Source organism: Rhodococcus sp. ENV425 (assembly GCF_002887785.1).
In the GTDB taxonomy this organism is placed as follows: Bacteria; Actinomycetota; Actinomycetes; order Mycobacteriales; family Mycobacteriaceae; genus Rhodococcus; species Rhodococcus aetherivorans.
Map to the genome: position 1 here is coordinate 1 of NZ_PCZU01000011.1, position 9,853 is coordinate 9,853.

A 9,853-nucleotide genomic window follows, 5' to 3' on the forward strand; every position below is an offset into this window, starting at 1 on the left:
GCCGGGAATGGGGCCGGGCCCCTCGCGGGGTTGCGGTTCGAGTGCCTCGGCGACGGCAGCAGCGTCGATCTGGCCGCCGCGCTCGCGGGCCGGCCCGCGCTGGTGAACCTGTGGGCCTGGTGGTGCGGGCCGTGCGCCGAGGAACTGCCCTACCTGCAGGAGTACGCGCAGCGTGCCGGTGACGCGGTTGCGGTCGTCACCGTCCACACCGACCCCAACGAGGCCAACGCCCTGTCCCGGCTCGCCGAGTACGCCGTACGGCTGCCGGGGGTGCAGGACGGGTCCGCGCGCGTGCAGGCAGCGGTGCAGTCGCCACCCGTGCTGCCGGTGACGGTGCTGATCCGGCCCGACGGTTCCGTCGCGAAGGTGCTGCCTCAGCCGTTCCGCAGCGCCGACGACGTCGCCGCAGCCGTGGAGAACCACCTGGGGGTGAAGGTATGACGCCGTACTGGCTGCGCCGCGTGTCCACCGTGGCGCCGAGCGATCCGCACCAGGTCAACCCGGTGCTCGACCGCCGCGCACCGAACGGGTTCACCGTCCGTCCGGCGGCCGTGCTCGTGCTGTTCGGTGGCTCGTCCGAACCCGATCCCCTCGCGCGGGGCGGTCTGCCCGCCGACGCGGATGTCCTGCTCACCCAGCGGGCGCCGACGATGCGTCAGCACAGCGGGCAGGTCGCCTTCCCGGGTGGCGCCGCCGACCCGGAGGACGACGGCCCGATCGCGACCGCGCTGCGCGAGGCGCAGGAGGAGACGGGCCTCGACCCCGCCGGCGTCCGTCCGCTGACGGTGCTGCCCGAGATCTTCATCCCACCGTCCGGGTTCGACGTCACCCCGGTGGTCGCCTTCTGGGAGAAACCCACCCCCATCGGGGTGGTCGATCCCCGCGAGGCCGTCCGGGTGGTGCGGGTCTCTCTGCACGACCTGCTCGATCCGGACAACCGCTTCCAGATCCGGCACGAGCGCGGCTACCAGGGACCGGCTTTCCTCGTGGACGACATGCTCGTGTGGGGGTTCACGGCGGGGATCCTGGCGGGCCTGTTCGCGGTGTCGGGCTGGGAGATCGAGTGGGACCACACCGACATCCGTGACTTCGAGGTCACGCTCGCCGAGCTCGAGACAGGGGTGGTCGAACCGTGACACCGTCCGGATGGATCGACGTGCTCATTCTGCTGGTCGTGCTCGTGGCCGCGTCGTCGGGCCTGCGGCAGGGCGCGGTGGCGTCTGCGCTGGCGTTCCTCGGCGTGGTGCTCGGCGCGGTCGCCGGCATCCTCATCGCCCCACACGTGCTCGTGCACGTCGAGGAGGGGCGGATGCGGATCCTCGCCGGGATTGCGCTCATCGTCGTGCTCGTCATCATCGGCGAGGTCGCGGGCATGGTGCTCGGCCGGGCGGCGCGGAGCAACATGCACAGCCCCGTCGCGCGGGGCGTCGACAGCGTGGTCGGGGCCGGTCTGCAGGCCGTGGCGGTGCTGGTGGCGGCGTGGCTGCTCGCGATTCCGCTCACCGCGTCGTCGCAACCGGAGATCTCGGCCGCCGTACGCGGCTCCCGGGTGCTGGCCACGGTCGACGTGCTGGCCCCGGACTGGCTGCGCGGCGTCCCCAAGGAGTTCTCGGCGCTGCTCGACACCTCGGGCCTGCCGGAGGTGATCGGGCCGTTCGGCCGCACGCCCATCACCGAGGTGGAGCCGCCGGACCCGAGCGTGCTCGCCAGTCCCGTCGCGCTCGACCTGCACCCGAGTGTGCTGCGCATCAACGGCGTCGCGCCGAGCTGCCAGCGTGCGCTCGAGGGATCCGGGTTCGTCGTCGCGCCCGAACGCGTCATGACCAACGCGCACGTCGTCGCCGGCACGTCGGCGGTGTCGGTGGAGACGCTCGGTGGGGCGCTCGACGCCGAGGTCGTGCTCTTCGATCCCGCCGTCGACGTCGCGATCCTCTCGGTGCCGGGACTCGACGTGGCGCCGCTCGCGTTCGCGCCCGCGCCCGCCGATTCGGGTCAGGACGTCCTCGTCCTCGGATATCCCGGCGGGGGCCCGTACACGGCGAGCGCCGCACGGATCCGGGAGACACTCGACCTGCAGGGGCCGGACATCTACCGCTCCGGCACCGTCGAACGGGAGGTGTACACCGTCCGCGGTTCGATTCGTCAGGGCAACTCCGGCGGGCCGCTCGTCGACGATCAGGGCCGGGTGCTCGGCGTCGTGTTCGGCGCGGCCGTGGACAACAGCGATACCGGGTTCGTGCTGACCGCGGCGGAGGTGAGCAGTCAGCTGGAGCTGGCCGACGATTCCTTCGCGGCGGTGGCGACGGGTACGTGCATCGCCTGAGCCGGGGCGTCCCTACAGTCCGGCGGCGAAGTCGAGCAGCGCGGCGGTCACGTCGTCGGCGCATTCCTGGTGGGCGTAGTGCCCGGCGTCGTCGATCATGAGCAGTTTCCGGCCCGGAGCGTGGCGGACGCACCGGCGCACGGTCGCCGGCAGCACGTACGGGTCCAGCGTGCCGTGCAGTTGCAGGACCGGCAGGGTCAGCGTCTTGTCCATTGCGGCCATGAACCGGCGTCCGTCCGGCCGCCATTGGCTGCGGAACGCCCAGCGCTGGTACTCGAGCGTGCAGTGCGCGGTGCCGGGAATCCGGATGGCCGACCGCATCCGCTCCGCGACCTCCCGGAATTCGTCCGACTGCTGCCACCGCGCGCCGGAACGGGCCTGCAGCAGTCGTTCGATCTCCCACCCGTCGTCGCGCACGAGCTTGCGTTCGGGCCGCCACGGCACCTGGTAGGCGAGGAACGTGGGCAGCAGCGCCGACCGCTGCGCGCGGTCGTGCAGCGCCGCGTCCCGCAGCGAGATCGGGTGCGGCGAGTCCACGAGGGCGATCGCCCGGACGAGCCGCGGGTGCAGCACGGCCGTCGCCCAGCACACCAGCCCGCCGTCGGCGTGTCCGATCAGCGTCGCCTCGGAGCAGCCGAGGGCGCGGATGAGGCCGGCGACGTCGCCCGACAGGGTCCAGCCGTCGTAGCCGCGCGGCGGCTTGTCGGAGTCACCGTAGCCGCGCAGGTCCACGGCGACGGCGCGGTATCCGGCGTCCGCGAAGGCGGTGAGCTGGTGGCGCCACGACCACCACAGGTCGGCGAACCCGTGCAGGAACAGCGCCAGCGGCGCGTCGGGGCCGGACGGGCCGGCCTCGACGGCGTGCAGGCGGATGCCGTTGGCGTGGATGTCGCGGTGCGTCCACGGCCCGGGGTACCGGACCGTGGACGGATCGGGGAGGGACACGGTGCCCTGCATGTGGAGGGTCAGCGCGCGTGCCGGGGGCCCGGTGCCGGCTCCGCGTCGTGCTGCTGCGGCAGGACGGTACGGGCCTGCCTGAGCGAGTCGATGGTCTTCTCCGGGGCGCGCAGCTTGCGCACCCGCAGGTAGCCGATCAGGGCGAAGATCGCCGTGACCACGACCATGATGAGGAAGACGATCAGGAACGCCAGCCAGCGGGGCGTCCAGATGTCGATCAGTTCGGCGAGGAAGAAGAAGAAGAAGAACGAGCTGAACACCAGGACCGCGAAGGCCAGGATGAAGAACAGGCTGCCCTGCAGGCCCTTCTTCACCTCCCCGGTGACCTCGGCCTTGGCGAGTTCGACCTCGGCGCGGAACAGCGTCGAGACCTGTGCCGTGGCATCGCGGACCAGGTCTCCGATGCTCGCTTCCTGAGGAGTGCGGGCGCGCACCTCGGTCAGCGGAATGGACGAGATGCTCGTCGGTACCCCGTCACCCTGCTTCCGGTTCCCGTTCGTCACGCTCAATTGTCGACCCCTCCAGTTGGTTCGTATTGACTACGGTGGGCTCGCCCACGCCGTAACAGTAGCGTCGATCCCAGCACCGAGGCGATCAGTGACGTGACGAGGACGGACGCCTTCGCGATCTCCGCGGGCGCCCCGCCGTCGATACCGGCGAGCGAGAGGTCGGCGATGAGCAGGCTCACGGTGAATCCGATGCCTCCGAGCACGGCGAGTGCCAGCAGGTCCTGCCACGCCAGCCCGGTCGGCCTGGTGGCCACGCCCACGCGGATCGCGAGCCAGGACGCGCCGAAGATGCCGACGGTCTTGCCGATCAGCAGGCCCAGCAGGACGGACAGGCCCACCGGGCTGGTGAACACGTCACCGAGGACCTCACCGTTGATGGGGACGCCGGAGGCGAACAGCGCGAACAGGGGCACACACAGGCCGGCGGACCAGGGCTGGATGTCGTGGGCGAGCCGTTCGGCCGGTGCCTGCCGCTCGCCCGGGTCGGTGCGGACGCGGGTGAGCAGGCCCAGTACGACGCCCGCGATGGTGGCGTGGATGCCGGCCTCGTGCATGCCGTACCAGGTGAGCAGCGCCAGTGGGACATACAGCCACGAGGTCGTGATCCGCTTGTGCTGGGCGTACCAGTAGGCGGCAGCGCACGCGACGGTCCCGAGCAGCCACAGTGCCGCGATGGACGTGGTGAACAGGACGGCGATCAATGCGATGCCGATGAGGTCGTCGACGACGGCGAGGCTGAGCAGGAATACGCGCGCGCCGGTGGGGATGCGGGAACCGGTAAGGGCGAGGACTCCGAGTGCGAAAGCGATGTCGGTGGCGACGGGGATCGCCCAGCCGCGGTCCATGCCCGGGCTGCCCCACCCGACCGCGGCGGCGATGAGCGCCGGGAGCAGCACGCCGCCGCACGCGGCGATGACCGGCAGCAGGGCTCTCTTACGGTCCGCCAGTTCACCGACGACCAGCTCGCGTTTGAGCTCGAGTCCGGCGACGAAGAAGAACACGGCGAGCAGGCCGTCCTGCGCCCAGGTGCCGACGGTGAGGTTCAGGTGCAGTGATTCCGGCCCGAGGGGGAAGTCGCGCAGCGCCTCGTAGGCGGGTCCGAGCGGGGAATTGACCCACAGCACGGCCACGGCGGCGGCGACCAGGAGGATCGCGCCACCGACGGTCTCGGTACGCAGGTACCGGGTGAGTTCCGAGCGCAGTGGCTGGTTCACGAAGGCCTTTCGATTCGCGAATTCGGGGTACGCGGGGAGCGCCGCCGAACGGACGTCCCGGCGTATCCCGGCACGAATCGTAGCCGTCGCCGACCCGGACGACCGATGTCCGATTTGATTCGCTCGGGAAAGGAAGTGTTCACTTTCCTAGCAACTGGGATCGATTCCCATCATGTGATTCTCTGGAGCTGGTTTCGTGAGCACTTCCCTCGACAACACCGCCGGCCGGGACGGATCGCTGGTCGCGGGAGTACCGCGCAGCCGCATCATCGTCGCGAGCACCGTCGGCACCTCGATCGAGTTCTACGACTTCTACATCTATGCGACCGCCGCCGTGTCGGTGTTCCCGCACCTGTTCTTCCCGAAGGGCAACGGCACCACCGCCCTGCTCGCCTCGCTCGCGACGTTCGGCCTCGCGTTCGTCGCCCGGCCGGTCGGCTCGATCCTGTTCGGCCACTTCGGGGACCGCATCGGCCGCAAGGCCACCCTCGTCGGCTCGCTGCTGACGATGGGCATCGCGACGTTCCTCATCGGAATCCTGCCCACGTACCACCAGGTGGGACTGCTGGCCCCCGCACTGCTCGCACTGATGCGCTTCTGCCAGGGCCTCGGCCTCGGCGGCGAATGGAGCGGCGCGGCGCTGCTGGCCACCGAGACCGCCGAGAAGGGCAAGCGGGCCTGGGCCGCCATGTGGCCCCAGTTGGGCGCGCCGATCGGATTCTTCCTGGCCAACGGCCTGTTCCTGATCATCACGCTGTTCCTGAACCACGACAACGCCGACCCCGACCTGGGCAGCGCGTTCCTGACGTGGGGCTGGCGGATCCCGTTCCTGCTCAGCGCCGTGATGGTGATCATCGGCCTCTACGTGCGGCTCAAGCTGGAGGAGACCCCGGTGTTCGCCCAGGCCGTCGCCGAGGGCAAGAAGGTCAAGACGCCACTGGCCGAGGTGTTCAGGACGAGCTGGCGTCAGCTGATCATCGGCACGTTCGTGATGCTCGCGACGTACACCCTCTTCTACATCATGACGACCTGGGTGCTCAGCCACGGCACCGGCAAGACCCCCGCCCAGGGCGGCACCGGCGCCGGCTTCCAGTACTCGGACTTCCTGGTGCTCCAACTCGTCGCCGTGCTGTTCTTCGCGGCCGCGATCCCGGTGTCCGGTCGTCTCGCCGATCGCCACGGCCGCCGCATCACGCTGCTGGTCATCACCGGAACCATCATGGTGTTCGGCCTGACCTTCGGGATCCTGCTCGCCCCGGAGGGCATGAGCGAACCGCGCATGCTCCTGTTCCTGATCATCGGCATGATCCTCATGGGCTTCACCTTCGGCCCCATGAGCGCGGTGCTGCCCGAACTGTTCCCGACCAACGTGCGCTACACCGGTTCGGGCATCGCCTACAACGTCTCGAGCATCCTCGGCGCGGCCGTCGCCCCGTTCATCGCGACGTGGCTCGCCACCACCTACGGCGTCGGCTGGGTGGGTGTGTACCTGCTGGTGGCCGCCGCGCTGACCTTCGTCGCGCTGCTCGTGATGCACGAGACCAAGGACCGCCACCTCGAGGAGGTGTAGGGCCGCTTCGCGGCCGGTGCGTCCTTCGGGCGGCTACGACAACCCGAAGGACGCACCGGCAGCTCCGCTGCCTACTTGCCCTGGGCGCGGATCGCCTCGAAGACCTTCGGGTCGACCAGGGTGGAGGTGTCGCCGAGCTCGCGGCCCTCGGCGACGTCGCGCAGCAGGCGGCGCATGATCTTGCCGGAGCGGGTCTTGGGCAGTTCCGGCACGATCGAGATCTGCCGGGGCTTGGCGATCGGGGAGATCTCGGTGGAGACCTGGTTGCGCAGCTCGGTGATGAGCTGATCGCCGGTGTTGGTCACGCCCTCGCGCAGGATGACGAACGCGACGATGCCCTGGCCGGTGGTCTCGTCGGCGGCACCGACGACGGCGGCCTCGGCGACGGCCGGGTGCCCGACGAGCGCGGATTCGACCTCCGAGGTCGAGATCCGGTGTCCGGAGACGTTCATGACGTCGTCGACGCGGCCGAGGACCCACAGGGCCCCGTCCTCGTCGTAGCGGGCGCCGTCGCCGGCGAAGTACCAGCCCTCCTCGGCGTACCGGGACCAGTAGGTGTCCTTGTAGCGGTCCATGTCGCCCCAGATGCCGCGCAGCATCGACGGCCACGGCTGATCGAGCACCAGGTAGCCGTTGCCGCCGGCCCCCAGCGGCACGGCGTTGTCGTCGACGATCTTGGCGGAGATGCCGGGCAACGGCGCCATCGCCGAGCCCGGCTTGGTGGCGGTGATCCCCGGCAGCGGGGAGATCATGATCGCGCCGGTCTCGGTCTGCCACCAGGTGTCGACGATCGGGGCCTGGCCGGCGCCGATGACCTCCCGGAACCAGCGCCACGCCTCGGGGTTGATCGGCTCGCCGACCGAGCCCAGCAGCCGGATCGAGGACAGGTCGTGCGCGTCGGGGATGTCCCGGCCCCACTTCATGAAGGTGCGGATCAGGGTCGGGGCGGTGTAGTAGATGCTCACCCCGTACTTTTCGATGATCTCGAAGTGCCGGTGCTCGTTCGGCGAGTTCGGGGTGCCCTCGTAGACGACCTGGGTCGCGCCGTTGCTCAGCGGCCCGTACACGATGTAGCTGTGCCCGGTGACCCAGCCGATGTCGGCGGTGCACCAGTACACGTCGCGGCCGGGCTTGTGGTCGAACACGTAGTGGTGGGTGTAGGAGGCCTGCGTCAGGTAGCCCCCGGAGGTGTGGATGATGCCCTTGGGCTTACCGGTGGTGCCCGAGGTGTAGAGGATGAACAGCGGGTGCTCGGCGTCGAACGGCTGCGCCTCGTGCTCGGCGGAGGCCTTGTCGACCGTCTCATGCCACCACAGATCGCGTCCCTCGGTCCAGTCGACGTCGATGCCGGTGCGCTTGACCACCAGCACGTGCTGCACCGACGCCGCATCGGCGACAGCTTCGTCGGCGGCCGGCTTGAGCGGGGCGGCCTGACCGCGGCGCCACTGCCCGTCGACGGTGACGACGAGTTTGGCCTGCGCGTCGTCGATGCGCGAGCGCAGCGCGTGCGAGGAGAACCCGGCGAAGACCACCGAGTGGGTCAGGCCGAGGCGGGCGCAAGCCAGCATCGCCACGATCGCCTCGGGGATCATCGGCATGTAGATCGCGACCCGGTCGCCGGCGACCAGGCCCAGGTCGGTGAAGGTGTTCGCCGCCTTGCACACCTCGGCGAGCAGATCGTTGTAGGTCAGCGCGCGCGAATCGCCGGGCTCGCCCTCGAAGTGGATGGCGACGCGGTCGCCGTTGCCGGCGAGGACATGCCGGTCGACGCAGTTGTAGGCGACGTTGAGCTGCCCGCCGACGAACCACTTCGCCACCGGCGCGTCGGACCAGTCCAGCACCTCGGACCACTCGGTGGCCCAGTCCAGCCGCTGCGCCTGCGTCGCCCAGAATCCGAGCCGGTCGGCGTCTGCGGCGGCCTGCAACTCGGGACCGGCGTTGGCGGTGGCGACGAACTCGGGGCTCGGTGGGTACACCTGCTGTTCGTGGTCCTGCGCTGCGCTCGTCATGGTTGCGGGGCCTCTTTCCGGTCGGTCCAAACAGTTCGGGCACCTGTGAGGGTAGTCACCTGTGACCGACATCGCACCGTTGCATCCGGCTGCAACCTGGTCACTTTCGACGATCGGTCGGTCCCGCGCGACGGGCGGTCGGCCTCCGCGGCCAGTGGAACCGCGGGCGCGGGTGGTCGGCAACGGCCGGTACCGTCGGATGCCGTGACCGACCCCTTGCAGCCCCTGCTCGACCTGCCCGGAGTGCGCGATGCCGCGGACCGGGCGCGCGATGCCCTCGCCGAGGTGCACCGGCACAGGACCAACCGGCGCGGCTGGCCGAACACCGCCGCCGAGGCGTCGGTTCGGGCGGCCCGGGCCTCCGCCGCGCTCGACGGCGGATCGATGGAGCTGCCGCCGCCGGGGGAGGCGGGTGATCCGATCCTGGCCGGTGCGCTGCGGGTGGCGCAGGCGCTCGACGGCGACGGCCTGGCCGTCATGGTGTCCACCTGGCAGCGCGCGCCCCTGCAGGCCCTTGCGCGCCTGCACCTGCTCGCGGCGGCCGACCTCGTCGACGAGTCGGAGGCGCTGGGCCGGCCTCGCACGGAACCGGGCGTGGGGGAGCGGCTCGACGCGCTCGCCCAGTTGGTGACCGGAGGCACCCGGGCGCCGGCGCCGGTGCTGGCCGCGGTGGTGCACGGTGAGCTGGCGGTGCTGCGCCCGTTCGGTGTCGCCGACGGCGTGATCGCCCGGGCGGCGTCCCGCCTCGTGTCGGTCGCGAGCGGGCTGGACGTGCACAATCTCGGTGTTCCCGAGGTGAGCTGGATGCGTCGCGCCCAGGCCTACCGCGACGGGCTCGCGGGCTTCGAGTCGGGCACCGCGGAGGGCGTCGGGGGTTGGATCGTCTTCTGCTGCGGCGGGCTGGAAGCGGGCGCGCGCGAGGCGACATCGATCGCGGACGCCTTCGCCGGAGGATGATCCGGAGCGTGAATCGTCAAGCGTGTCACCGATTTTCATGCAGGTGACCACATGTAAGCGGGCGACGTCGCCGAATGACTTCGGTGGCGTCGCCCGCCGGCACGGACTGCCGAGTTACCAAGCGTGCTGCATGGGTTGTGTGTCACTGGCCTCGGCGAGGGTTCGGATATCGCTGGTTCGTCCTCGCAACGGGTGCGGGGTGTTCGCCTTCGAAGACCCGAATCTCGCAAGCCCACAACACTTTTGCCCTTATAGTGGCATCGGCTCCGCGTGGGTGCTCGGTGTCCGTGCTGGGAATTCCGGTCGGGAGATCG

9 protein-coding genes are annotated in these 9,853 nt (G+C 70.3%); 5 read left to right on the forward strand and 4 right to left on the reverse strand.

All coding sequences use genetic code 11. The annotated features are described in order from the left end of the window. The 3 genes from CQZ88_RS00510 to CQZ88_RS00520 all read left to right on the forward strand — a co-directional run. Positions 1 to 441: TlpA disulfide reductase family protein (locus tag CQZ88_RS00510; RefSeq protein ID WP_102799082.1), on the forward strand; the 441-nt coding region annotated here is incomplete at its 5' end. Continuing rightward, positions 438 to 1,136 carry a CoA pyrophosphatase gene (locus CQZ88_RS00515; protein WP_006945556.1) on the forward strand — a complete coding sequence of 233 codons (699 nt, stop codon included), beginning with the start codon at positions 438 to 440 and terminating at the stop codon, positions 1,134 to 1,136. The genes CQZ88_RS00510 and CQZ88_RS00515, both read left to right, overlap by 4 nt. Next, positions 1,133 to 2,323: a MarP family serine protease gene (locus CQZ88_RS00520; protein ID WP_102799083.1), complete on the forward strand. Its 1,191-nt coding sequence runs from the start codon at positions 1,133 to 1,135 to the stop codon at positions 2,321 to 2,323. The genes CQZ88_RS00515 and CQZ88_RS00520 overlap by 4 nt, the downstream gene beginning before the upstream one ends. Before the next feature lie 12 nt (positions 2,324 to 2,335). Here the strand turns inward: CQZ88_RS00520 and CQZ88_RS00525 are convergent, their stop codons facing one another. The 3 genes from CQZ88_RS00525 to nhaA are packed head-to-tail and all read right to left on the reverse strand — an operon-like array spanning position 2,336 to position 5,003. Beyond that, the gene (locus tag CQZ88_RS00525) at positions 2,336 to 3,280 is read right to left on the reverse strand and encodes an alpha/beta fold hydrolase (protein WP_006945554.1); all 945 of its coding nucleotides are present in this window, start codon (positions 3,278 to 3,280) and stop codon (positions 2,336 to 2,338) included. Between the two features lie 8 nt (positions 3,281 to 3,288). Further along, positions 3,289 to 3,789, reverse strand: a complete 501-nt coding sequence (locus CQZ88_RS00530) for a phage holin family protein (RefSeq protein WP_006945547.1) — start codon at positions 3,787 to 3,789, stop codon at positions 3,289 to 3,291. Continuing rightward, a complete protein-coding gene (gene nhaA / locus CQZ88_RS00535) occupies positions 3,786 to 5,003 on the reverse strand; it encodes a Na+/H+ antiporter NhaA (RefSeq protein WP_029547217.1) in 1,218 nt (405 codons plus the stop codon). Before nhaA ends, CQZ88_RS00530 begins: the two co-directional genes overlap by 4 nt. A gap of 196 nt (positions 5,004 to 5,199) precedes the next feature. Between nhaA and CQZ88_RS00540 the strand changes: the two genes are divergently transcribed. Next, entirely contained in the window at positions 5,200 to 6,573 is a 1,374-nt protein-coding gene (locus CQZ88_RS00540; protein ID WP_006945544.1) for an MFS transporter, read from the forward strand. A gap of 71 nt (positions 6,574 to 6,644) precedes the next feature. Here the strand turns inward: CQZ88_RS00540 and acs are convergent, their stop codons facing one another. Then, complete coding sequence (acs, locus tag CQZ88_RS00545; protein WP_029547218.1) at positions 6,645 to 8,582, reverse strand: acetate--CoA ligase; 1,938 nt, start codon at positions 8,580 to 8,582, stop codon at positions 6,645 to 6,647. Positions 8,583 to 8,786: 204 nt separating this feature from the next. On the opposite strand from acs, the gene CQZ88_RS00550 reads away from it, so the two are divergent. After that, complete coding sequence (locus CQZ88_RS00550) at positions 8,787 to 9,539, forward strand: hypothetical protein (RefSeq protein ID WP_029547219.1); 753 nt, start codon at positions 8,787 to 8,789, stop codon at positions 9,537 to 9,539. Positions 9,540 to 9,853: the final 314 nt, after the last annotated feature.

What these genes read in the sequence shown, in the direction of transcription:
- CQZ88_RS00515 (WP_006945556.1), top strand. Translation starts at nt 438, where the DNA reads ATGACGCCGTACTGGCTGCGCCGCGTGTCCACCGTGGCGCCGAGCGAT.
- acs (WP_029547218.1), bottom strand. Translation starts at nt 8,582, where the DNA reads ATGACGAGCGCAGCGCAGGACCACGAACAGCAGGTGTACCCACCGAGC.
- CQZ88_RS00525 (WP_006945554.1), bottom strand. Translation starts at nt 3,280, where the DNA reads ATGCAGGGCACCGTGTCCCTCCCCGATCCGTCCACGGTCCGGTACCCC.